The sequence below is a fragment of the Streptomyces sp. NPDC048521 genome (genome assembly GCF_043199855.1).
Classification (GTDB): Bacteria; Actinomycetota; Actinomycetes; order Streptomycetales; family Streptomycetaceae; genus Streptomyces.
This window is the reverse complement of record NZ_JBICWR010000003.1, coordinates 683,632-705,447: the sequence shown is the minus strand read 5'-3', so window position 1 is coordinate 705,447 and position 21,816 is coordinate 683,632. Positions and strand designations below refer to the sequence as shown.

Here is a 21,816-nt window from a genome sequence, read left to right as displayed (position 1 = left end):
CACGAACGTGTGGGAGGCCCACGTCACCAAGTGACGTGGGCCTCTTTCTTTGCCTGATCATTTCTCGTATGGTGGAAGTGATTTTCCGAAAACGCGCACCTGCTGGACGGCCCCTGTGAACAAAACGTCCGCAACCCAGGGCGACTACCACGTACTGAGGGGTAGGTGCGACGATCGGACGGCACAACTCGCGACACGGTGAAAGCAGAGGAAGTCGGCCATGGCAACGGCGCCCAGCGTCTCCTACTCGATGACCATCCGGTTGGAGGTGCCCGCGAGCGGAACCGCCGTCTCGCAGCTCACCACCGCCGTGGAGTCCTCCGGAGGCTCGGTGACCGGCCTCGACGTCACCGCGTCCGGTCACGAGAAGCTCCGCATCGACGTCACCATCGCGGCCACCTCCACGGCCCACGCCGAGGAGATCGTCGAGAAGCTCCGCGGCATCGAGGGCGTCACGCTGGGCAAGGTCTCCGACCGTACGTTCCTCATGCACCTCGGCGGCAAGATCGAGATGGCGTCGAAACACCCCATCCGCAACCGTGACGACCTGTCCATGGTCTACACGCCGGGTGTGGCCCGCGTCTGCATGGCCATCGCCGAGAACCCCGAGGACGCCCGCCGCCTGACCATCAAGCGCAACTCCGTTGCGGTCGTGACGGACGGCTCCGCCGTGCTCGGCCTGGGCAACATCGGCCCCAAGGCCGCGCTGCCCGTCATGGAGGGCAAGGCGGCCCTCTTCAAGCGCTTCGCCGGCATCGACGCCTGGCCGATCTGCCTGGACACCCAGGACAGCGACGCGATCGTGGAGATCGTCAAGGCGATCGCCCCCGGCTTCGCCGGCATCAACCTCGAGGACATCTCCGCGCCCCGCTGCTTCGAGATCGAGGCCCGGCTGCGCGAGGCCCTCGACATCCCCGTCTTCCACGACGACCAGCACGGCACCGCGATCGTGGTCCTCGCCGCCCTGACCAACGCCCTGCGCGTCACGGAAAAGGCCATCGAGAACATCCGGGTCGTCATGTCCGGCGCCGGCGCGGCCGGTACGGCCATCCTCAAGCTGCTGATCGCCGCCGGCGTGAAGAACGCCGTCGTCGCCGACATCCACGGTGTCGTGCACGCCGGCCGCGAGGACCTGGTGGACGCGCCGTCCGACTCGCCGCTGCGCTGGATCGCCGACAACACCAACCCCGAGGGCCTCAGCGGCACCCTGAAGGAGGCCGTGCGCGGCGCGGACGTCTTCATCGGCGTCTCCGCGCCGAACGTCCTCGACGGCGACGACGTGGCCGCCATGGCGGACGGGGCCATCGTGTTCGCGCTCGCGAACCCCGACCCGGAGGTGGACCCCGCAATCGCCCGCCAGACGGCGGCCGTTGTGGCCACCGGCCGCTCCGACTTCCCGAACCAGATCAACAACGTGCTGGTCTTCCCGGGTGTCTTCCGCGGCCTGCTGGACGCCCAGTCCCGTACCGTCAACACCGAGATGATGCTCGCCGCCGCGAAGGCCCTCGCCGACGTGGTGACCGAGGACGAGCTGAACCCGAACTACATCGTCCCGAGTGTCTTCAACGACAAGGTCGCGGGCGCCGTGGCCGGCGCGGTCCGCGAGGCCGCGAAGGCGGCCGGGGCGACGGCCTGACGACGCCGTGCCGTAGTGTGCTGGGGCTGTGAGGATCACCACGGCGGCCCCAGCACCGGCGCGTCGTGGAACCACCTGATGCCGGGTGCGCTCTAGGGTGACGGCCGAGCAGGCGCTTTTCGTGTGACTCCCCAGGGTGTTCTCACGACTCCTACGGGTGCCGGATTGGCTTTCCCGCCGCAGGTAGGGGCAGGATGCGTCCCTGGGCGCGAGCGCATCGGCATCGCAGTGCCTCGGGCGGCTCCGCCGCGTGGCACACCCCAACGGCAAGAAATACACGGGAGTAACAACATGAACCGCAGTGAGCTGGTGGCCGCGCTGGCCGACCGTGCCGAGGTGACCCGCAAGGACGCCGACGCCGTGCTGGCCGCGTTCGCCGAGACCGTCGGCGAGATCGTCGCCAAGGGCGACGAGAAGGTCACCATCCCCGGCTTCCTGACCTTCGAGCGCACCCACCGTGCCGCTCGTACCGCGCGCAACCCGCAGACCGGCGAGCCCATCAACATCCCCGCCGGCTTCAGCGTGAAGGTCACCGCGGGCAGCAAGCTCAAGGAAGCCGCCAAGGGCAAGTAGGCGCTCCGCTGTGTAGCGCCGACCCACTGGAGCGCCGTGGGTGACTGCGGGCCCGTCGTGGCTGGTCGCGCAGTTGCCCGCGCCCCTTCAGGGCGCCTCAGCCGAAGACGCGGAAAGGGCGGCCCCCCTCACACCGAGGGGAGCCGCCCTTTCGGCATGCGCGGGCCTAGCCGAGCGCCTTGCCCGGCAGCTCCACCTTCGCGCCCAGTTCCACGAGCTTCTCCATGAAGTTCTCGTAGCCGCGGTTGATGAGGTCGATGCCGTGGACACGGGAGGTGCCCTCGGCGGCCAGGGCCGCGATGAGGTACGAGAAGCCGCCGCGCAGGTCGGGGATGACCAGGTCGGAGCCCTGGAGCTTGGTCGGGCCCGAGACGACCGCGGAGTGCAGGAAGTTGCGCGCGCCGAAACGGCAGGCGGAGCCGCCCAGGCACTCCCGGTAGAGCTGGATGTGGGCGCCCATCTGGTTCAGCGCCGAGGTGAAGCCCAGGCGGGACTCGTACACCGTCTCGTGGATGATGGACAGGCCCGTGGCCTGGGTCAGGGCCACCACCAGCGGCTGCTGCCAGTCGGTCTGGAAGCCGGGGTGCACGTCCGTCTCCAGCGCGATGGACTTCAACTGGCCGCCCGGGTGCCAGAAGCGGATGCCCTCGTCGTCGATCTCGAAGGCACCGCCCACCTTCCGGTAGGTGTTCAGGAACGTCATCATCGAGCGCTGCTGGGCGCCGCGGACGTAGATGTTGCCGTTGGTCGCCAGCGCCGCCGACGCCCAGGACGCGGCCTCCAGGCGATCCGGCAGGGCACGGTGGGTGTAGCCGCCGAGCTTGTCCACACCGGTGATCCGGATCGTGCGGTCGGTGTCCATCGCGATGATCGCGCCCATCTTCTGCAGCACGCAGATGAGGTCCTCGATCTCCGGCTCGACGGCCGCGTTGGACAACTCCGTGACGCCCTCGGCCAGTACGGCCGTCAGCAGCACCTGCTCGGTCGCGCCGACGGACGGGTACGGCAGCCGGATCTTCGTACCGCGCAGCCGCTGCGGAGCCTCCAGGTACTGCCCGTCCGCGCGCTTCTCGATCGTCGCGCCGAACTGCCGCAGCACGTCGAAGTGGAAGTCGATGGGCCGGCCGCCGATGTCGCAGCCGCCGAGGCCCGGGATGAACGCGTGGCCGAGACGGTGCAGCAGGGGACCGCAGAAGAGGATCGGGATACGGCTGGAACCCGCGTGGGCATCGATGTCAGCCACGTTGGCGCTCTCGACGTGCGTCGGGTCGAGCACCAGCTCGCCGGGCTCCTCGCCCGGGCGGACCGTCACCCCGTGCAGCTGGAGCAGGCCGCGCACGACCCGCACGTCACGGATGTCGGGAACGTTGCGCAGTCGGCTCGGCGCGCTGCCCAGCAGGGCGGCGACCATGGCCTTCGGTACGAGGTTCTTCGCACCGCGGACACGGATCTCGCCCTCCAGCGGGGTTCCGCCGTGGACAAGCAGGACATCGTCGTTGACGGTCATGAATCTCGCGTTCCGATGAGTTGGGCAGGGGCCGGCCGATCACTGTGCGCAGGGGCCGGGAAGACAGGGTAATCGCCCATCACCCCCCGTCCGTAAGCCCAAGTACCGCCCAGTCGCGTCATAGCTGTGTCACAACACGAACCGTTCCCTACCGGGCACATGGGGTCACCGGCGGGGGCGCGCGCCGGGCCCGCTCCCCTGCGCCCTGAGCTGGGTCCCCCCGATTGGCTCCCCACACCGGGGGAAGATGCGGGATCATGTCTGGCATGACCGAGGTGTCCTCGCTCACAGGGCGGCTGCTCGTGGCCACGCCCGCCCTGGCGGACCCGAACTTCGACCGTGCGGTGGTGCTCCTTCTCGACCACGACGAGGAGGGCTCCCTCGGTGTCGTCCTCAACCGCCCCACCCCCGTGGACGTGGGCGACATCCTGGAGGGCTGGGCCGATCTCGCCGGCGAGCCCGGCGTGGTCTTCCAGGGCGGCCCCGTCTCGCTGGACTCCGCGCTCGGCGTGGCGGTCATCCCGGGCGGCGCGAACGGTGACCACACCCCCCTCGGCTGGCGGCGGGTGCACGGCGCGATCGGCCTCGTCGACCTGGAGACCCCGCCGGAACTGCTCGCCTCGGCCCTGGGCAGCCTGCGGATCTTCGCCGGGTACGCCGGCTGGGGTCCCGGCCAGCTGGAGGACGAGCTGGTCGAAGGCGCCTGGTACGTGGTGGAGTCCGAACCGGGCGACGTCTCCTCGCCGGCCCCGGAGAGACTCTGGCGGGAGGTGCTGCGGCGCCAGCGCAACGAGCTGGCGATGGTGGCCACGTACCCGGACGACCCTTCGCTCAACTGATGCGTCCGAGCTTCAGTACCCTGGGCGGTATGAGCACTCTTGAGCCCGAGCGCGGGACTGGTACGGGGACCCTCGTAGAGCCGACGCCACAGGTGTCCCACGGCGACGGCGACCACGAGCGCTTCGCCCACTACGTCCAGAAGGACAAGATCATGGCGAGCGCCCTGGACGGCACGCCCGTCGTGGCGCTGTGCGGCAAGGTCTGGGTGCCGGGTCGTGACCCGAAGAAGTACCCCGTCTGCCCCATGTGCAAGGAGATCTACGAGTCCATGGGCAGCGGCGGCGACGACAAGGGCGGCGACAAGAAGTAGCGGTCTCCCGGCCGGCCCGGGTTTTCACGAGGCCCCCGGGGCGCGCGTGCGACACGCGCGCCCCGGGGGTCTTCGTGTTTTCCGGTCACAGAGTGGTTGAGACCTCTTGTCGGCATGTTCATGTAGTCCTTAGCCTCCTTCTGTTGTGCAGAGCGAAACAGTCATTGCACATGTTGCAACGAACTACCTCAGGCACCAACTCTCCGGAGGAACGCTCCATGAAGCTGTCCGCCCCCCTCGCGGCGCTGCTCACCCTCGTCGTCGCCACCGCCTGCGCCCCCCAGACCTCCTCCAACTCCGCCTCCGACCGGGACGACAAGAGCGGCACCCTGCGGGTGTGGCTCTTCCAGGAGGTCGGCAACGAGCCGAAGAAGAAGATCGTCGACACGGTCGTCAGCGCCTTCGAGAAGGCCCACGAGGACACCGAGGTCGACGTCGAGTACATCCCCGTGGAGACCCGCGCCCAGCGCGTCAAGGCCGCCTTCAACGACCCGAAGTCCGCGCCGGACGTCATCGAGTACGGCAACACCGACACCGCCGGCTACGTCCACGACGGCGGACTCCTCGACATCACCGAGGATTTCGGCACCTGGGGCGAGGCCAAGAACACCGACCCGACCGCCCGCCAGTCCGTCACCGTCGACGGCAAGGTCTACGGCGCCCCCTTCTACGTCGGCGTCCGCGCCCTGTACTACCGCACCGACCTCTTCAAGGACCTCGGCCTCGAGCCGCCGCGGTCCCTGGCCGAGCTGGCCACCACGGCCCGGGCGATCCGCGCCGCCAGGCCCGACCTGTACGGCCTGGTCGTCGGGGGCGCCTACACCTACGGCGCGATGCCCTTCATCTGGGCGAACGGCGGCGACCTGGCGACCGGCAAGGGCGGCTCGTACGCCTCCGCGATCGACAGCGCGGCCGCCCGCAAGGGCATCAAGGCCTACACATCGCTCTTCACCGGCGCCAACTGTCCCGCCGAGAAGTGCGCCGGCATGGGCGGCAACGACACGGTGACCGCGTTCGCGGCGGGCAAGGCGGGCATGGCGATCGGCGGCGACTTCAGCCACGCGGCCGTGGAGGCCGGGAAGGTCAAGGGCAAGTACGCGGTCGTACCGCTGCCGGGCGCGACCCCCGGCTCCATCGCCCCGGCGTTCGCCGGCGGCAACAACATCGGCGTGCTCAAGAGCACCACGCATCGCACGCTCGCCGTGGACCTGATGGAGCGGCTGGCCTCGAAGAAGACGCAGTCCGCTCTGTTCGACGCGATGGGGTTCCTGCCCACCTTCACGGACGTGCGCGAGCAGGCGGCGGCCCGGGAGCCGTTCGTGAAGCCCTTCGTGCGCACGTTGGCGGCCGGTACGAAGTTCGTGCCCGCCTCGGCCGCGTGGTCGCAGATCGACTCCTCGCTCGTGCTGCCGACGATGTTCCAGGAGGTCATCAGCGGCAAGAAGAGCGTGGATGCGGCTGCCGAGTCGGCTGCGGCGAAGATGAACGACGCGTTCGGCTCCGCCGGGTGAGGGCGCCTACCTGCTCGGGGAGCGCGGAAGGTGTGCGGGTGCGGGCCGTTCGTGGCCGGTCACGCAGCTCCCCGCGCACCTCGGGGGGCTGGACGCCCTGGCTCTATCTCGCCCCCGCTCTCGTCGTCCTGGGCGGGCTGCTCGTCTACCCGGTCTGTCAGCTCGGGCTGATCTCGCTCTTCCGCTACACCCAGGCGCAGGTCAGCGGTGGGGAGCCGGCCGCCTTCCGGGGGGCCGGGAACTACACGGACCTGTTCTCCGACGGGCGGTTCTGGCAGGTGCTGCTGGCCACCGTGGTGTTCGCGGCGGCCTGCGTCCTGTCCACGCTCGCCGTCGGGTGCGCGCTCGCCGTACTGCTCACGCGCGTGCGTGCCGTGCCGCGGCTGGCGCTGATGCTGGCCGCGCTGGGCGCCTGGGCGACCCCGGCGGTCACCGGCTCCACGGTGTGGCTGCTCCTGTTCGACCCGGACTTCGGGCCGGTCAACCGGCTGCTGGGGCTGGGGGACCACTCGTGGACGTACGGCCGGTACAGCGCGTTCCTGCTCGTCCTGCTCGAAGTGGTCTGGTGCTCCTTCCCGTTCGTGATGGTGACGGTCTACGCCGGCATCCGCGCCGTACCGGCCGAGGTGCTCGAGGCCGCCGCGCTGGACGGCGCCTCGCAGTGGCGTATCTGGCGCTCGGTGCTCGCGCCGATGCTCCGGCCGATCCTCACCGTCGTCACCATCCAGTCGGTCATCTGGGACTTCAAGGTGTTCACGCAGATCTACGTCATGACGAACGGCGGCGGTATCGCGGGCCAGAACCTGGTGCTGAACGTGTACGCCTACCAGGAGGCGTTCGCGTCCTCCCAGTACGGCCTCGGGTCGGCGATCGGCGTGGTGATGCTGCTGCTCCTGCTGGCCGTGACCCTGGCGTACCTGCGGCTGCTGCGCCGGCAGGGGGAGGAACTGTGAGGCGTCCCTGGCGGTTGTGTGCGGAAGGGGCGGCGCTGCTGATCGCCGTCGTCGTCGCCTTCCCGCTGTACTGGATGGTGCTGAGCGCCTTCAAACCGGCCGGGGAGATCGAGTCCGACCGGCCCCGGCCGTGGACGCTCTCACCGTCCCTGGACGCCTTCCGGCGGGTCTTCGGACAGCAGGAATTCGGCCGGTACTTCGTCAACAGCCTGGTGGTGGCGGGCAGTGTGGTGATCGCCTCGGCACTGATCGCCTTTCTCGCGGCGACCGCCGTCACACGATTCCGCTTCCGCTTCCGGACCACCCTGCTGATCATGTTCCTGGTGGCCCAGATGGTGCCCGTGGAAGCCCTCACGATCCCGCTGTTCTTCCTCATGCGGGACTTCGGCCGGCTGAACACTCTCGGCTCGCTGATCCTGCCCCACATCGCCTTCTCGCTGCCGTTCGCGATCTGGATGCTGCGGGGGTTCGTGAAAGCGGTCCCGGAGACCCTGGAGGAGGCCGCGTACCTCGACGGGGCGAGCCGCGGGCGATTCCTCTGGCAGATCCTTTTCCCGCTCGTCCTGCCCGGCCTGGTGGCCACGAGCGTGTTTTCCTTCATCTCGGCCTGGAACGACTTCCTGTTCGCCAAGTCCTTCATCATCAGCGACACTTCGCAGTCGACCCTGCCGATGGCCCTGCTGGTGTTCTACAAGCCGGACGAGCCGGACTGGGGCGGGGTCATGGCCGCGTCCACGGTGATGACGATTCCGGTGCTCGTCTTCTTCGTACTCGTACAGCGACGCCTGGTCTCGGGACTGGGCGGAGCGGTTAAGGATTGAACATGGTGGATGTGATTCCGTACGAGCGGTCCAACGGATTCGACGTGGGACTGGTGCCGGTGCCCGGTCGCTTCTCGGCTTCGCTGCCCGGCGGGAGCCAGGGGTACGTCATCGACGCCGGGACCGGGATCGAGGCGACCGACGGCACCGAAGGGGTCGCGCGGTGGCTGCGCACGACCGTGGGCGCGGCGACCGGGTATCCGCTGCCGCCGCACACCGGCAACGGGAACCGGATCCTGCTGCGGATCGTCCCCGCCCTGGCCTCGGAACTCGGCAGCCCCGAGGCGTACCGCCTGTCCGCCGACGGCCACCTGATCGCCATCGACGGGGCGAGCGAGGCGGGGCTGTTCTGGGGCGCCCAGACATTCCGGCAATTGCTCGGCCCGGACGCCTTCCGCCGGGCACCGATCGCGGTCAAGGAGGAGTGGGAGTTCCCCGCGGTCACCATCCACGACGCCCCCCGTTTCGGCTGGCGCGGTCTCCTCCTCGACGTCGCCCGGCACTTCATGCCCAAGGAAGGCGTGCTGCGCTACCTGGACCTGATGGCCGCGCACAAACTGAACGTCTTCCACTTCCATCTGACGGACGACCAGGGCTGGCGCGTCGAGATCAAGCGGTACCCGAAGCTGACCGAGGTCGCCTCCTGGCGGACGCGGACGAAAATCGGTCACCGCGCCTCGCCGCTGTGGGAGGAGAAGCCGCACGGGGGTTACTACACCCAGGACGACATCCGGGAGATCGTCGCCTACGCCGCCGAGCGGCATATCACCGTCGTCCCGGAAATCGACGTACCGGGACACTCGCAGGCCGCCATCGCCGCATACCCGGAACTCGGCAACACCGACGTCATCGACACCACCGCCCTCTCCGTCCTGGACACTTGGGGTATCTGCTCCAACGTACTGGCCCCCACCGACACCACCCTGCGCTTCTACGAGGGGGTCTTCGAGGAGGTCCTGGAGCTGTTCCCGTCTCGGTTCATCCATGTCGGCGGCGACGAATGCCGCAAGGAGCAGTGGTCCGAGTCGGTGGCCGCCAAGAGCCGCATCGCGGAACTCGGACTGGCCGACGAGGAGGAACTGCAGTCCTGGTTCATCGGGCACTTCGACGCGTGGCTCTCCGCGCGCGGGCGCCGCCTCATCGGCTGGGACGAGATCCTGGAGGGCGGCCTCGCGAAGAACGCGGCGGTGTCCTCCTGGCGCGGCTACGGAGGCGGCATCGCGGCCGCGCGGGCCGGTCACGACGTGGTCATGTGCCCCGAGCAGTACGTGTACCTCGACCACCGTCAGGCTCCGGGCGAGGACGAGCCGGTGCCGATCGGGTTCGTCCGCACCCTGGAGGACGTGTACCGGTTCGAACCCGTACCGCCCGGCCTCACCGAGGAGGAGGCCGGGCACATCCTGGGCACCCAGGCGAACGTCTGGACCGAGGTGCTGGAGGACAGCGCGCGCGTGGACTACCAGACGTTCCCCCGGCTCGCGGCCTTCGCCGAGGTGGCCTGGAGCCGGCTGCCCGCTCCGGCGGAACGCGACTTCGCGGACTTCGAGCGCCGGATGGCCGCCCACTACGCGCGACTTGACGCCCTCGGCGTCGCCTACCGGCCGCCCACCGGGCCCCGGCCGTGGCAGAAGCGCCCCGGTGTGCTCGGCCGCCCGATCGAGGGGCCACCCCCGAACAAGTAATGGAAAAAGACCTCAAGAGTCACCGAAGAGTGGCAATCGCCATGGACCGGTGATGCCGTGCGAAAACGGACCATCTCCGCGATGAGGTGGGCGAATGCCTCCTAGCGGACCCCCGCGTTCGGGCCCCGCGAGAATGTGCCAGAGTTGCCACGTCCGCCCTGTGAGCACGTACCGTACGGCCACACAGGTGGGACCAGGTGGGGCAGCGGGAAGGGGCAGCCGGTTTGACCACGCACGCACCGCAGGCGGCGCAGGCCGTCACGCTGCCCACGACGCTGGACGAGGCCGTGGCGGCCCTCACCGCCATGCCCGCCGCGGTCCCGGTCGCGGGCGGCACCGACCTGATGGCCGCCGTCAACTCCGGCCAGCTCAGGCCCGCCGCACTGGTGGGCCTCGGGCGGATCAGCGAGATCCGCGGCTGGCAGTACCAGGACGGTCACGCGCTGCTCGGCGCGGGCCTCACGCACGCGCGTATGGGCCGCCCCGACTTCGCGGCGCTCATCCCGGCGCTCGCCGCCGCCGCGCGCGCGGCGGGGCCGCCGCACATCCGCAACGCCGGCACCCTGGGCGGCAACATCGCCTCGGCCGCCCCCACCGGGGACGCGCTGCCGGTGCTGGCCGCCCTGGAGGCGACACTGATCATCGCGGGCCCGGGCGGAGCCCGCCGGGAGATCCCGGTGTCGCACCTGCTGGCCGGTGTGGAGATGCTGCACGGCGGCGAACTCATCGGCTACGTGCGCGTACCGCTGCTGCACGCCCCGCAGGTCTTCCTGAAGGCGACCGGCCGTACCGGCCCGGGCCGCGCGCTGGCCTCCGTGGCCCTCGTCCTCGACCCGGCCCGGCGCGGGGTGCGGTGTGCCGTGGGCGCCATAGCGCCGATGCCGCTGCGGCCGCTGGAGGCCGAGCAGTGGGTCGCGCGGCTCATCGACTGGGACAACGACCGCGCGCTCGTCCCGGAGGCCCTGAACGCCTTCGGCGAGTACGTCGCAGCGGCCTGCATCCCCGATCCGGCACCCGAGCCCGACGGCTCGGTGGCGCCGCTTCCGCCCGCCGTACTGCACCTGCGGCGCACCGTCGCCGCGCTGGCCCGACGAGCACTGGGGAGGGCGCTGTCGTGACCGACGACCAGCACGGAGAGGGCACGCCCCAGGGCGGCGGACGGTGGAACCCGCTGCCCCAGGGCGACTACGACGACGGCGCCACCGCCTTCGTCAAGCTCCCCGAGGGCGGCATCGACGCCCTGCTGTCCGGCGACAGCCCGCTCGCCGCGCCCGGTCACGGCTATGTGCCGCCGCAGATAACGGCCGCCCCCGGGACCGGCGACCCCGCCGCCACCGGCACCTGGACGGCGCCCGCCGGCGGTGCCCAGTGGCCCGACCCGAACGCCACGGGCCCGGCGCAGGGCGCGGACGACCGGTTCACCTACCGGCCGAGCGCCACCCAGCACTGGACCTTCGAGGAACCCGCGGCCCCGGCCGGCCCCGGGCACGACGTCACCGGGCAGTGGTCCATCCCCGTCGCGGGCGGTGACCTTCCGGACGAATCCGGCGAGTTCACCACGTCTGCCCTGGTCGAGCAGTGGGGCGGCACCCCGCCGGCCACCCTGCCCGGCGGCGCGCCCGCGCCCTGGGCGACGGACGGCGCGGGCCACCCCTGGGGACAGCCCGCGGACCCGCAGACCCAGGCCAGGCCGGGCGCCCCCCTGCCCGACCACACCGGTGCCCACCCGGCGGGCCCGGCACCGGAGGCGTACGCCCCGGAGGAGCCGTACGGCCCCGACCCGACCGGCCACGCGGAGAACGGCCACACCGGCGCGGGCCACGCGGCGGGCGGTCACGCGGGTGCCGGTCACGGGGAGGGCGGGCACGCGGGTGCCGGTCACGCCGAGAGCAGTCACGCCGGTGCCGGTCACGCCGGGCACGCGGACGGCCGGCACGCCGGGACGGGCCAGGCGGAGGCAGGGCCCGGGGACTCCGGTCACGGGAACGCCGGGCACGCGGACGGCCGGCACACCGGGACGGGCCACGTGGACGGCGGGCACGCCGAGGTGGGGCACACGGACGCCGGGCACGGGACCGCCGGTCACCCGGAGGCCGGTCGTGTGAACGCCGGTCACCCGGAGGCCGGTCCTGCGAACGCCGGTCACCCGGAGGCCGGTCGGGGCGACACGCCCGGTGAGGCGGTCGCGCAGGCCGTACCCGGCGAGCACCCCGCGTCCGCTCCGCGGTGGGCCGCCTCCGGCGCCACGTCGGAGGCCGACGCGCACGGCCCCGCGGAAGCCGCTGAGCGCCCCGCTGACGGCCCGGCAGGCCATGAGGAGCCCGCGCACCCGGGCGCCGTACCGCAGTCCGCCACAGCGGCGGACACGGCCGACACGGCGGCCACGCCGGCACCCGGCACCTCGGGAACCACCGCCGACCCCGCCGAACCGGCCCACGCCGCCGAAGCGGCCGTGCCGGACGGCGCCGCAGACGCGGCGGACGACGCACCCGAGACCGCCGCCGAGGGCGCCGCCGAGGACACGCCCGACGGTGCCGCCGAGGACCCGGCCGCCGCGCCGCTTCCGCCGCACGACGACCACCCCCTGGCCTCCTACGTCCTGCGTGTCAACGGCGCCGACCGCCCCGTCACCGACGCCTGGATCGGCGAGTCCCTGCTGTACGTCCTGCGCGAACGGCTCGGCCTCGCCGGCGCCAAGGACGGCTGCTCGCAGGGCGAGTGCGGAGCCTGCAACGTGCAGGTCGACGGGCGCCTGGTGGCCTCCTGCCTGGTCCCGGCGGCCACCGCGGCCGGCAGCGAGGTACGCACGGTCGAGGGCCTGGCCGCCGACGGCCAGCCCTCCGACGTACAGCGCGCGCTCGCCCGGTGCGGTGCCGTGCAGTGCGGTTTCTGCGTGCCCGGCATGGCGATGACCGTGCACGACCTGCTGGAGGGCAACCCGTCGCCGTCCGAGCTGGAGACCCGGCAGGCCCTGTGCGGCAACCTGTGCCGCTGCTCCGGCTACCGGGGCGTCGTGGAGGCCGTCAAGGAGGTCGTCGCCGAACGCGAGGCCGCGCACGCCGGCCCTGAGCCGGACGCGGACGGGGCGCGCATCCCGCACCAGGCGGGCCCCGGCTCCGGCGGCGTCCACCCGTCGGCGTTCGAGGCACCCGGCGCGTTCGACACCCCGCGGACCGCCCCCGGCGGCTACCCGGAGCCGCAAGGCCCCTACGGCGAGCCGCAGGCCCCGTACGGCGACGTCCCGGGCGCCTACGGCGACACGCCGGACCCGTACGGCAGCCAGGGACCGCACGACCAGCACTACGGCCAGGACGGAGGCCAGGCGTGAGCAACGAAGCCGGCACCGCGACCACCGCCGCGGAACCCGCCCCCGAGGCCGAGCCGTCGCCGCACGGCCTCGGCGCCTCCCTGCCGCACGCCGACGCCCGCGCGAAGACCGAGGGCACCTTCCCGTACGCGGCCGACCTGTGGGCCGAGGGCCTGCTGTGGGCGGCCGTGCTGCGCTCCCCGCACGCGCACGCGCGCATCGTGTCCATCGACACCACCCACGCGCGCGAGATGCCCGGCGTACGGGCCGTCATCACCCACGAGGACGTGCCCGGCACGCCCCGCCACGGCCGCGGCACGCCCGACCGTCCGGTGTTCGCCTCCGAGGTCGTACGCCATCACGGCGAGCCCATCGCGGCCGTCGCCGCCGACCACCCGGACACCGCGCGGATGGCAGCGGCGGCCGTCATCGTCGAGTACGAGGTGCTCGACCCGGTCACCGATCCCGAGCAGGCCTTCGAGGCCGAGCCCCTGCACCCCGACGGCAACCTGATCCGGCACATCCCGCTGCACCACGGCGACCCGGACGCGGTCGGCGAGGTCGTCGTCGAGGGCCTGTACCGCATCGGCCGCCAGGACCCGGCCCCCATCGGCGCCGAAGCCGGTCTCGCCGTGCCCCGCCCCGACGGCGGGGTGGAGCTGTACCTGGCCTCCACCGACCCGCACACCGACCGCAACACGGCCGCCGCCTGCTACGGCCTGTCCCCGGATCGGGTGAAGATCGTGGTCACCGGGGTGCCGGGCGCCACCGCCGACCGCGAGGACCAGGGCTTCCAGCTCCCGCTGGGCCTGCTCGCGCTCAGGACCGGCTGCCCGGTGAAGCTCACGGCCTCCCGCGAGGAGTCCTTCCTCGGCCACGCCCACCGCCACCCGACGCTGCTCAGGTACCGCCACCACGCCGACGCCGAGGGCAAGCTGGTGAAGGTCGAGGCGCAGATCCTGCTCGACGCGGGCGCGTACGCCGACACCTCCGCCGAAGCGCTGGCCGCCGCCGTCTCCTTCGCGTGCGGCCCGTACGTCGTCCCCAACGCGTTCATCGAGGGCTGGGCCGTCCGCACCAACAACCCGCCCTCCGGCCATGTCCGCGGCGAGGGCGCCATGCAGGTGTGCGCCGCCTACGAGGCCCAGATGGACAAGCTGGCGAAGAATCTCGGCCTGGACCCGGCCGAGCTGCGGCTGCGCAACGTCCTCGCGACCGGTGACGTGCTGCCGATCGGCCAGACCGTGACCTGCCCGGCGCCGGTCGCCGAACTCCTGCAGGCGGTACGGGACTTCCCGCTGCCCGCGCTGCCCAAGGACGCGCCCGAGGAGGAGTGGCTGCTGCCCGGCGGCCCCGAGGGCGCGGGCGAGCCGGGCGCGGTGCGCCGGGGTGTCGGCTATGGCCTGGGCATGGTGCACATGCTCGGCGCGGAGGGCGCCGACGAGGTGTCCACGGCGACCGTCAAGGTCCACGACGGCGTCGCGACCGTGCTGTGCGCGGCGGTGGAGACCGGCCAGGGCTTCACCACCCTGGCCCGGCAGATCGTCCAGGAGACCCTCGGCGTCGAGGAGGTCCACGTGGCCCCGGTCGACACCGACCAGCCGCCGGCCGGCGCCGGCTGCCGCGGCCGCCACACCTGGGTGTCGGGCGGCGCGGTGGAACGCGCGGCGAAGATGGTCCGCACGCAGCTCCTGCAGCCCCTGGCGCACAAGTTCGGCATGTCGACCGAACTCCTCCAGATCACCGACGGCAAGATCACCTCCTACGACGGTGTGCTGTCGACGACCGTCACCGAGGCGTTGGACGGCAAGGAGCTGTGGGCCACGGCCCAGTGCCGCCCGCACCCCACCGAGCCCCTGGACGCCGCCGGCCAGGGCGACGCCTTCGTGGGCCTCGCTTTCTGCGCGATCCGCGCGGTGGTGGACGTCGACATCGAGCTGGGCGCGGTCCGGGTGGTGGAGCTCGCGATCGCCCAGGACGTGGGGCGGATCCTCAACCCGGCCCAGCTGGCGGCCCGGATCGAGGCGGGTGTGACGCAGGGCGTCGGCATCGCCCTCACCGAGAACCTGCGTACCCCGCGCGGCCTGATCCGCCACCCCGACCTGACCGGATACGCCCTCCCGACCGCCCTCGACGCGCCGGACATCCGGATCGTCAAACTGGTCGAGGAACGGGACGTGGTGGCGCCCTTCGGCGCCAAGTCGGTCAGCGCGGTCCCGGTGGTCACGGCGCCCGCGGCGATCGCCTCCGCCGTCCGCGCGGCCACCGGCCGCCCGGTCAACCGCCTCCCGATCCGCCCGCAGGCGGCGGTGGTGGCGGACCGGTGAGCACCCCGCCGGACGAGCCGCGCTACGAACCACCGCCCCGCGTCGGCAAGTTGTTCCTGTGGATCCTGCTGTTCCTCGTGGCGGCGCTGGCCGTGGTGCTGGGCGGCGTCTACTTCACGTGAGCCACGGGACGGTCACCGCGGGCGCGGAACGCGTCCGCGCCGCCGGGCGTCCTTCCTCGTGAGGGCCGTTGTCAGTGGGACGGCGTAGTGTGCTGAGCAGTGGGGGCACCCACCCGAGGGCTGCGCACGACGACGTACTCGCACAGGCACGCACGGGAAGATTCGCGGGGGAGCGATGAGCACGACCGACGCCGGGTTCACGGCGATCACGCTGACCGAGGCGGAGCTGGACCGCTACGTCTCGCACGCGCCGACGCGCGGCCTGCTCACGGGCCCCGGACTGCCCGCCCGCACCGACGTGCTGACCTTCTCACCGCTGCGCACGCACGGGCTGCGTACGCTCGCCGACGCCGCGGGCGGCCCCTTCCACCTGGCGGAGGAGCTGCGCAGCCGCCTGGTGATAGGCGAACTCCTCAACCCGGCGGGCATGGAGAGCGAGTCGATCCTGCTCGACGGCGCCACGGGCGAGATCACCACGGCGTACCTGTTCGAGCCGTCCGACCCGCGCCCCTTCGCGCCCTCCCTGGACACACTCCTGCGGTTCGCCGCGGTCACCGAGGAACTGGCGGGCCTGCGCGGCCGTTTCGCCTCCCTGGCCGGACAGTACGGTCCCACGACGGCGGCCGAGGCCTCCCGCCGCCTCCTCGGGCTGTTCGAGGAGGGCACGGACGGCAAGGTCCCGCCGTACTGGAAGGCGGCGGCGCTGATCCGTCCGCTCGCCCTCGTCGCGGGCCCCGGCACGGCGTCCGGCCTCACCCTGGACGTCCCCGCGCGTGTCCTGGACCAGGAGTTCGGTCACGGCCGGGTGGCCCGCTTCGAGGAGGTCGACTTCCCCGCCACGCTCACCCACGAGCCGACCCGCCGCTTCCTGCGGGAGACGGGGCTGCCGGAGGAGGCGGTCCTCTTCCACGCCGACACGGACATGCCCCTGCCGACCCTGCGCGAGTACGTCACCGACGAACGCGCCGGTGACTACGCCCTGGACGACCTCCCGGCCCACTGCGACCACCTGATGCGCCTCGGCTGCCTGACCGAGGGCAACAGCGTCGTGATCGACGGCAGAACGGGCGCGGTCCTGACCTTCAGCGAACCGGAGGCGACGCTCTACCCCCTCAACACCGACGTCTCCACCCTCGCCTTCACGCTCTGGCTCCTGCACCACGAGCGCACCATCGACGAGCACCTGGGCCGCGAACTGACGACGGCCGCCTACGACCAGCTGGCCGCGGCCATGTTGCACACGCTGACCACCCTCGACCCCACGGCCACCCTCCCCGACACGACCTGGCACTACTGGACACACCTCTTCCAGGACGAGGCGGGCGGGGTCCTCTAGGCACGGCCCACGGGCACCCGGTGCCTCACCCGGCCAGGGGAGACGCAGCGTGGGGGAGTCGTCCGGCACGCAAGCGAACAGGGCGGCACCCGTCCTGGATGCCGCCCTGTTCCGCTGCCTGGTCGAGGCAATGGAGGCCGTGGCGGGAATCGAACCCGCGTAACTCGCTTTGCAGGCGAGTCCCTGAACCACTCGGGCACACGGCCGTGTCCGTGACAACGACCGTAGGGGCGGCTGGCAGGGGGTTCAAGAGCACCTCAGGGGCTGCAACGCGACTGCCATGCGGCGTTCATGAACGAGGGCGGGCGTACGACCAAGGGCGGAGCGGCGGTGAGACTCCGGACAGGGGTCAATGTGGGTTGTGGGCCTTACGCTGGCGACCATGAGTGCCCTTGAATCCCGTGACGCCGCTGTCGTGGACCGAGCCGCCGAGCAGGGAGACGGTGTTCTGAGCCGGTCGTACCGGGCGCTCAGCGTCGGCATCGTGTCCGTCGTGCTGCTGATCGCCTTCGAGGCGACCGCCGTCGGGACCGCCATGCCGGTCGCGGCCCGGGAACTGGACGGCGTGGCGTTGTACGCCTTCGCCTTCTCCGGGTATTTCACGACCAGCCTGTTCGGGATGGTCCTCGCCGGCCAGTGGTCCGACCGGCGCGGCCCCCTCGGTGCGCTGACCACGGGCATCGGTGCCTTCGCCGCGGGACTGCTCGTCGCCGGAACCGCGCGGACGATGTGGGTGTTCATCCTGGGGCGGGCCGTGCAGGGCCTCGGCGGCGGGCTGGTCATCGTCGCCCTGTACGTCGTCGTCGGCCGCGCCTATCCGGAACGGCTGCGGCCCGCGATCATGGCGGCCTTCGCGGCCGGCTGGGTCGTGCCCTCCATCGTCGGTCCCCTCGCCGCCGGCGCCGTCACCGAGCACCTCGGCTGGCGCTGGGTCTTCCTCGGCATCCCGGCCCTCGTCGTGTTCCCGCTCGCCCTCGCCCTGCCGCAGATACGCCGGCGGGCGTCCGGGCCGGTCGACGCGGACGCGGGCACCGCCTCCTTCGACCGCCGGCGCATCCGGCTCGCCCTCGCCATCTCCTTCGGCGCCGGACTCCTCCAGTACGCCGCCCAGGACCTGCGGCCCCTCTCCCTGCTCCCGGGTCTGGCCGGCGCCGCCCTGCTCGTGCCCGCCGTCCTCGGACTCCTCCCGCGCGGCACCTACCGCGCGGCCCGTGGACTGCCCTCCGTCGTGCTGCTGCGCGGGCTGTCCGCCGGTTCCTTCATCGCCGCCGAGTCCTTCGTCCCGCTGATGCTGGTCACCCAGCGCGGTCTGTCGCCGACGCTCGCCGGGTTCTCGCTGGCGGCGGGCGGCGGCACCTGGGCGCTGGGCTCCTGGGTGCAGTCCCGGCCGCGCGTGACGCCGTACCGGGAGCGGCTGATGACCGTCGGGATGGTGCTGGTCGCCGCAGCGATCGTGACCGCGCCGAGCGTGCTGCTGCACTCGGTACCCGTCTGGATCGTCGCCGTCGCCTGGGGTATCGGCTGCTTCGGCATGGGCCTGGTGATCTCCTCCACCAGCGTGCTCCTGCTCCGGCTGTCCGCCCCTGAGGAGGCCGGCACCAACTCCGCCGCGCTCCAGATCTCCGACGCCCTCTCCAACGTCGTCCTCCTGGCGGCGACCGGGGCGGCCTTCGCGGCCCTGGGCGGCGGCAGCACCGCGGCCACCACGGCCACCACGGCCACCACGGCCACCACGGCCACGACGGCCGACGGCACCCACCCCGCCGCGTTCGCGGCCGTCTTCCTGCCGATGGCGGTGGTGGCCCTGGTGGGGGCGTGGGTGACCCGGCGGCTGCGGGAGGCGTGAGGGGCGTGAGAAGCGCGGGAGTGTGGCGTGGAAGCTGTGACGTGGGTCCCACCCACCGGGGACCCGGCCTCGTCCGGGCGTTGACGGGCAGGCGGCGCCGGTAGGGTGGCCCGGTTGTCATACGTAGCCGCCCGCCCGTCACCCACCACCACCCTGACCGACGTGCTACGCGCGGCCCCTTCGATTCGACCCTGATCAACGGAGACCGTGACTACCACCGCCGCTTCCTCCGCTCACTCCCACCACCTCTCGCCCGCCTTCCCGGGCCGGGCCCCCTGGGGTACCGCCAGCAAGCTGCGTGCCTGGCAGCAGGGGGCGATGGAGAAGTACATCCAGGAGCAGCCGCGTGACTTCCTCGCCGTCGCCACGCCCGGCGCCGGAAAGACGACCTTTGCGCTGACACTCGCCTCCTGGCTGCTGCACCACCACGTCGTGCAGCAGGTGACGGTGGTCGCGCCGACCGAGCACCTGAAGAAGCAGTGGGCGGAGGCGGCCGCGCGGATAGGGATCAAGCTCGACCCCGAGTACAGCGCCGGACCGCTCGGCAAGGAGTACGACGGGGTCGCGGTCACGTACGCCGGTGTCGGGGTGCGCCCGATGCTGCACCGCAACCGGGTGGAACAGCGCAAGACCCTGGTGATCCTGGACGAGATCCACCACGCCGGTGACTCCAAGTCCTGGGGCGAGGCGTGCCTGGAGGCGTTCGAACCCGCCACGCGACGGCTCGCGCTGACCGGTACGCCGTTCCGGTCCGACACCAACCCCATCCCCTTCGTGACGTACGAGGAGGGGACGGACGGGATCCGGCGGTCCGCCGCCGACTACACGTACGGGTACGGGTCCGCCCTGTCGGACGGCGTCGTGCGGCCCGTCATCTTCCTCTCCTACAGCGGCAACATGCGCTGGCGTACGAAGGCCGGGGACGAGGTCGCCGCCCGGCTCGGCGAGCCGATGACCAAGGACGCGATCAGCCAGGCCTGGCGTACCGCGCTCGACCCGCGCGGCGACTGGATGCCGAGCGTGCTGCGCGCCGCCGACCAGCGGCTCACCGAGGTCAGGAAGGCCATCCCGGACGCGGGCGCCCTCGTCATCGCCTCCGACCAGGACTCCGCTCGTGCCTACGCCAAGCTGATCCGCGAGATCACGGGCACGAAGGCGACCCTCGTGCTGTCCGACGACGCCGGCGCCTCGAAGAGGATCGACGAGTTCAGCGGCAGCGACGATCGGTGGATGGTCGCCGTGCGGATGGTGTCCGAGGGCGTCGACGTGCCGCGGCTCGCGGTCGGTGTGTACGCGACGACCATCTCGACCCCGCTCTTCTTCGCGCAGGCCGTCGGGCGTTTCGTACGGTCACGGCGGCGCGGCGAGACCGCGTCCGTGTTCCTGCCGACCGTGCCCGACCTGCTGACCTTCGCCAACGAGATGGAGAAGGAGCGGGACCACGCCCTCGACAAGCCGAAGAAGGAGGGCGAGGAGGACCCGTACGCCGAGTCCGAGAAGGAGATGGAGGAGGCGAACAAGCAGCAGGACGAGGACACCGGCGAACAGGACATGCTGCCCTTCGAGGCGCTGGAGTCCGACGCCGTCTTCGACCGGGTGCTGTACGACGGGGCCGAGTTCGGCATGCAGGCCCACCCGGGGAGCGAGGAGGAGCAGGACTACCTGGGGATTCCGGGGCTGCTGGAGCCGGAGCAGGTGCAGCTGCTGCTGCAGAAGAGGCAGGCCCGGCAGATCGCGCACAGCCGGAAGAAGCCGGACTCCGAGGCCGACCTGCTGGAGCTGCCCGCGGAGCGGCGGCCGGTGGTCAGCCACAAGGAGATGATGGAGCTGCGCAAGCAGCTCAACACCATGGTCAGCGCCTATGTGCATCAGAGCGGCAAGCCGCACGGGGTCATCCACACCGAGCTGCGGCGGGTGTGCGGGGGGCCGCCGAGCGCGGAGGCCACGGCGGGGCAGCTGCGGCAGCGGATCGCCAAGGTGCAGGAGTGGGCTACGCGGATGAGGTGACCGACCCACCGGTCGAGCCCGGCGGCTACCTGGCCAGCGCAACGGGTCTCCGCCCGGCCCCGGGTGCGTGTGCGTATCCGGACGAATGCAGGCAGGCCGGATCTGGGCTTGCCCGGATTCTGGACGAAGGCTTCCGCTCAGCGAACCGGCTTCGCTACTGTCCCGCTACGCATACGCCCCGTGGCAGCGCCGCCGCGGAGCGCAGCCGTGAAGCGACATGGTCCGGAGCCGCCGGGCCGTCCTGCCGATCGGCGGCCTCTGAAGCGCGTCGCCGACGGGACTCGACGACGCATCCGCCGCTCAGGGACCGCCGACCTCACCACCAAAGGAGTGGGCGTCGTGACCGCGGAGACCTCTCAGACGCTCGACCGGGGACTGCGCGTCCTCAAGCTGCTGGCCGACACCGACCACGGGCTGACCGTCACGGAGTTGTCCACCAAACTGGGCGTGAACCGCACCGTGGTGTACCGGTTGCTCGCCACGCTGGAGCAGCACGCGCTCGTACGGCGTGATCTGGGCGGGCGTGCCCGGGTCGGGCTCGGGGTGCTGCGGCTCGGCCGGCAGGTGCATCCGCTGGTGCGGGAGGCCGCGTTGCCCGCGCTGCGATCGCTGGCCGAGGACATAGGGGCGACGGCGCATCTGACGCTGGTGGACGGGACCGAGGCGCTGGCCGTCGCCGTGGTCGAGCCGACCTGGACGGACTATCACGTGGCGTACCGGGCCGGTTTCCGGCACCCCCTGGACCGGGGGGCGGCCGGCAGGGCGATCCTCGCGGCACGGCAATCGCCGTCCCTCGACCCCGGGTACACGCTCACGCACGGTGAGCTGGAGGCGGGGGCGAGTGGGGCCGCCGCGCCCTTGGTCGGTGTGACGGGGGTCGAGGGCAGCGTGGGTGTGGTGATGCTGGCGGACGCCGTGCCGGAGCGGGTGGGGCCGCGGGTGATGGAGGCGGCGCGGGAGGTCGCGGAGGCGTTGCGCTGACGCGGTCGCCGCAGCCGTACGGCCGCGGCCAGGGCCGACGGCGCCCGAAGTTCCTCA

Annotated in this window: 17 protein-coding genes and 1 tRNA gene; 16 read left to right on the top strand and 2 right to left on the bottom strand. The window is 71.9% G+C overall.

Going from position 1 to position 21,816, the window contains the following annotated elements:
* Nucleotides 1–220: 220 nt before the first annotated feature.
* Nucleotides 221–1,636 (top strand): NAD-dependent malic enzyme, encoded by a 1,416-nt coding sequence (locus ACGFRF_RS10770; protein ID WP_393738263.1) that lies wholly within the window; start codon nucleotides 221–223, stop codon nucleotides 1,634–1,636.
* 291 nt (nucleotides 1,637–1,927) lie between these two features.
* Complete coding sequence (locus ACGFRF_RS10765; RefSeq protein ID WP_014673024.1) at nucleotides 1,928–2,209, top strand: HU family DNA-binding protein; 282 nt, start codon at nucleotides 1,928–1,930, stop codon at nucleotides 2,207–2,209.
* 166 nt (nucleotides 2,210–2,375) lie between these two features.
* On the opposite strand, the gene murA is transcribed toward ACGFRF_RS10765, so the two are convergent.
* On the bottom strand, nucleotides 2,376–3,716 hold the full coding sequence (gene murA / locus ACGFRF_RS10760) for a UDP-N-acetylglucosamine 1-carboxyvinyltransferase (RefSeq protein WP_393738261.1): 1,341 nt from the start codon (nucleotides 3,714–3,716) through the stop codon (nucleotides 2,376–2,378).
* A gap of 266 nt (nucleotides 3,717–3,982) precedes the next feature.
* Here murA and ACGFRF_RS10755 point away from each other — a divergent pair, with 266 nt between their 5' ends.
* The 11 genes from ACGFRF_RS10755 to ACGFRF_RS10705 all read left to right on the top strand — a co-directional run bounded on the left by ACGFRF_RS10755 (nucleotide 3,983) and on the right by ACGFRF_RS10705 (nucleotide 16,925).
* On the top strand, nucleotides 3,983–4,555 hold the full coding sequence (locus ACGFRF_RS10755) for a YqgE/AlgH family protein (protein ID WP_393738259.1): 573 nt from the start codon (nucleotides 3,983–3,985) through the stop codon (nucleotides 4,553–4,555).
* A gap of 29 nt (nucleotides 4,556–4,584) precedes the next feature.
* Nucleotides 4,585–4,866, top strand: a complete 282-nt coding sequence (locus tag ACGFRF_RS10750) for a DUF3039 domain-containing protein (RefSeq protein WP_031159440.1) — start codon at nucleotides 4,585–4,587, stop codon at nucleotides 4,864–4,866.
* 218 nt (nucleotides 4,867–5,084) lie between these two features.
* Nucleotides 5,085–6,377, top strand: coding sequence for an extracellular solute-binding protein (locus tag ACGFRF_RS10745; protein ID WP_393738257.1), 1,293 nt, complete (start codon nucleotides 5,085–5,087; stop codon nucleotides 6,375–6,377).
* 32 nt (nucleotides 6,378–6,409) lie between these two features.
* Nucleotides 6,410–7,330: a carbohydrate ABC transporter permease gene (locus tag ACGFRF_RS10740; protein WP_393738255.1), complete on the top strand. Its 921-nt coding sequence runs from the start codon at nucleotides 6,410–6,412 to the stop codon at nucleotides 7,328–7,330.
* A complete protein-coding gene (locus ACGFRF_RS10735) occupies nucleotides 7,327–8,151 on the top strand; it encodes a carbohydrate ABC transporter permease (RefSeq protein ID WP_393738253.1) in 825 nt (274 codons plus the stop codon). Before ACGFRF_RS10740 ends, ACGFRF_RS10735 begins: the two co-directional genes overlap by 4 nt.
* Before the next feature lie 2 nt (nucleotides 8,152–8,153).
* Complete coding sequence (locus tag ACGFRF_RS10730) at nucleotides 8,154–9,833, top strand: beta-N-acetylhexosaminidase (protein ID WP_393738251.1); 1,680 nt, start codon at nucleotides 8,154–8,156, stop codon at nucleotides 9,831–9,833.
* Between the two features lie 224 nt (nucleotides 9,834–10,057).
* Nucleotides 10,058–10,951: an FAD binding domain-containing protein gene (locus ACGFRF_RS10725; protein ID WP_393738249.1), complete on the top strand. Its 894-nt coding sequence runs from the start codon at nucleotides 10,058–10,060 to the stop codon at nucleotides 10,949–10,951.
* Nucleotides 10,948–13,161 carry a 2Fe-2S iron-sulfur cluster-binding protein gene (locus ACGFRF_RS10720; RefSeq protein WP_393738248.1) on the top strand — a complete coding sequence of 738 codons (2,214 nt, stop codon included), beginning with the start codon at nucleotides 10,948–10,950 and terminating at the stop codon, nucleotides 13,159–13,161. The genes ACGFRF_RS10725 and ACGFRF_RS10720 overlap by 4 nt, the downstream gene beginning before the upstream one ends.
* Entirely contained in the window at nucleotides 13,158–15,467 is a 2,310-nt protein-coding gene (locus ACGFRF_RS10715; RefSeq protein WP_393738246.1) for a xanthine dehydrogenase family protein molybdopterin-binding subunit, read from the top strand. Before ACGFRF_RS10720 ends, ACGFRF_RS10715 begins: the two co-directional genes overlap by 4 nt.
* Nucleotides 15,464–15,589, top strand: a complete 126-nt coding sequence (locus tag ACGFRF_RS10710) for a hypothetical protein (RefSeq protein ID WP_393738244.1) — start codon at nucleotides 15,464–15,466, stop codon at nucleotides 15,587–15,589. The genes ACGFRF_RS10715 and ACGFRF_RS10710 overlap by 4 nt, the downstream gene beginning before the upstream one ends.
* A 175-nt stretch (nucleotides 15,590–15,764) precedes the next feature.
* On the top strand, nucleotides 15,765–16,925 hold the full coding sequence (locus ACGFRF_RS10705; protein WP_393738242.1) for an SUKH-4 family immunity protein: 1,161 nt from the start codon (nucleotides 15,765–15,767) through the stop codon (nucleotides 16,923–16,925).
* Nucleotides 16,926–17,056: 131 nt separating this feature from the next.
* Here ACGFRF_RS10705 and ACGFRF_RS10700 read toward each other — a convergent pair.
* Nucleotides 17,057–17,131, bottom strand: a tRNA-Cys gene (locus tag ACGFRF_RS10700).
* Nucleotides 17,132–17,307: 176 nt separating this feature from the next.
* Between ACGFRF_RS10700 and ACGFRF_RS10695 the strand changes: the two genes are divergently transcribed.
* The 3 genes from ACGFRF_RS10695 to ACGFRF_RS10685 all read left to right on the top strand — a co-directional run bounded on the left by ACGFRF_RS10695 (nucleotide 17,308) and on the right by ACGFRF_RS10685 (nucleotide 21,759).
* Nucleotides 17,308–18,771: an MFS transporter gene (locus ACGFRF_RS10695; RefSeq protein ID WP_393738240.1), complete on the top strand. Its 1,464-nt coding sequence runs from the start codon at nucleotides 17,308–17,310 to the stop codon at nucleotides 18,769–18,771.
* 207 nt (nucleotides 18,772–18,978) lie between these two features.
* Nucleotides 18,979–20,778 (top strand): DEAD/DEAH box helicase, encoded by a 1,800-nt coding sequence (locus tag ACGFRF_RS10690; RefSeq protein WP_393738238.1) that lies wholly within the window; start codon nucleotides 18,979–18,981, stop codon nucleotides 20,776–20,778.
* A 339-nt stretch (nucleotides 20,779–21,117) separates the two neighbouring features.
* Nucleotides 21,118–21,759 (top strand): IclR family transcriptional regulator, encoded by a 642-nt coding sequence (locus tag ACGFRF_RS10685; RefSeq protein WP_393738236.1) that lies wholly within the window; start codon nucleotides 21,118–21,120, stop codon nucleotides 21,757–21,759.
* Nucleotides 21,760–21,816 lie beyond the last annotated feature (57 nt).

What these genes read in the sequence shown, in the direction of transcription:
- murA (WP_393738261.1), bottom strand. Translation starts at nt 3,716, where the DNA reads ATGACCGTCAACGACGATGTCCTGCTTGTCCACGGCGGAACCCCGCTG.
- ACGFRF_RS10730 (WP_393738251.1), top strand. Translation starts at nt 8,154, where the DNA reads ATGGTGGATGTGATTCCGTACGAGCGGTCCAACGGATTCGACGTGGGA.
- ACGFRF_RS10755 (WP_393738259.1), top strand. Translation starts at nt 3,983, where the DNA reads ATGACCGAGGTGTCCTCGCTCACAGGGCGGCTGCTCGTGGCCACGCCC.
- ACGFRF_RS10765 (WP_014673024.1), top strand. Translation starts at nt 1,928, where the DNA reads ATGAACCGCAGTGAGCTGGTGGCCGCGCTGGCCGACCGTGCCGAGGTG.
- ACGFRF_RS10770 (WP_393738263.1), top strand. Translation starts at nt 221, where the DNA reads ATGGCAACGGCGCCCAGCGTCTCCTACTCGATGACCATCCGGTTGGAG.
- ACGFRF_RS10695 (WP_393738240.1), top strand. Translation starts at nt 17,308, where the DNA reads ATGAGTGCCCTTGAATCCCGTGACGCCGCTGTCGTGGACCGAGCCGCC.
- ACGFRF_RS10750 (WP_031159440.1), top strand. Translation starts at nt 4,585, where the DNA reads ATGAGCACTCTTGAGCCCGAGCGCGGGACTGGTACGGGGACCCTCGTA.
- ACGFRF_RS10705 (WP_393738242.1), top strand. Translation starts at nt 15,765, where the DNA reads ATGAGCACGACCGACGCCGGGTTCACGGCGATCACGCTGACCGAGGCG.
- ACGFRF_RS10745 (WP_393738257.1), top strand. Translation starts at nt 5,085, where the DNA reads ATGAAGCTGTCCGCCCCCCTCGCGGCGCTGCTCACCCTCGTCGTCGCC.